The sequence below is a fragment of the Helicobacter sp. MIT 11-5569 genome, from assembly GCF_000765695.2.
Lineage (GTDB): Bacteria > Campylobacterota > Campylobacteria > Campylobacterales > Helicobacteraceae > Helicobacter_D.
Genome location: NZ_JRPB02000041.1, coordinates 1 through 830, shown reverse-complemented (window position 1 = coordinate 830; position 830 = coordinate 1). Strand labels below are relative to the sequence as shown.

Sequence of the window (830 nt, the reverse complement as noted above, 5' to 3'; positions counted from 1 at the left end):
CAGTAGAAGAAGGTAATTTAACTGCAAGAATTATAGAGAATCCTCATAATCCACAACTTGTAGAATTAAAAAATGTGTTAAATAATATGCTAGATGTCTTACAAAATAAAGTAGGTTCAAATATGAATGAGATTCATCGTGTGTTTGAATCCTATAAATCACTAGATTTTACAACAGAAGTAGAAAATGCACAAGGAAGTGTAGAAACTACAACAAATATTCTAGGAGAAGAGATTAGAAAAATGCTACACTCTTCTGAAAGCTATGCAAAGAATCTTGTAGAACAAACTAATACATTACAAGAATCTATGCAAAAACTCCTAGATGGTAGTTCTTCTCAAGCAAGTTCTCTCCAACAATCTGCAGCAGCTATTGAAGAGATTAGCTCTTCTATGCAAAATGTCAATGATAAAACAACAGAAGTTGCAAGACAAGCAGAAGATATTAAAAACATTGTTGGTGTGATTAAAGATATTGCAGACCAAACAAATCTTCTTGCACTTAATGCAGCTATTGAAGCAGCAAGAGCAGGAGAACATGGTAGAGGATTTGCTGTTGTTGCTGATGAAGTAAGAAAACTTGCAGAGCGAACAGGAAAATCTTTAAATGAGATAGAAGCAAATGTGAATGTCTTAGTGCAAGGTGTTAATGATATGAGTGAATCTATTAAAGAACAAACGCAAGGTGTAAGTCAAATCAATGAAGCCATTGCACAACTAGAAACTGTTACTCAAGATAATGTGAGTGTAGCTAATAGCACGAATGATATTACACGCACAGTTAATCAGATTGCTGATGATATTCTAAGTGATGTGAATAAGAAGAGGTTT

The 830-nt window shown here is 33.6% G+C and carries 1 protein-coding gene; it reads left to right on the top strand.

All coding sequences use genetic code 11. The features are described 5' to 3' along the window. On the top strand, positions 1-830 hold an 830-nt coding region (locus LS70_RS09855), incomplete at both ends, for a methyl-accepting chemotaxis protein (protein WP_138109452.1).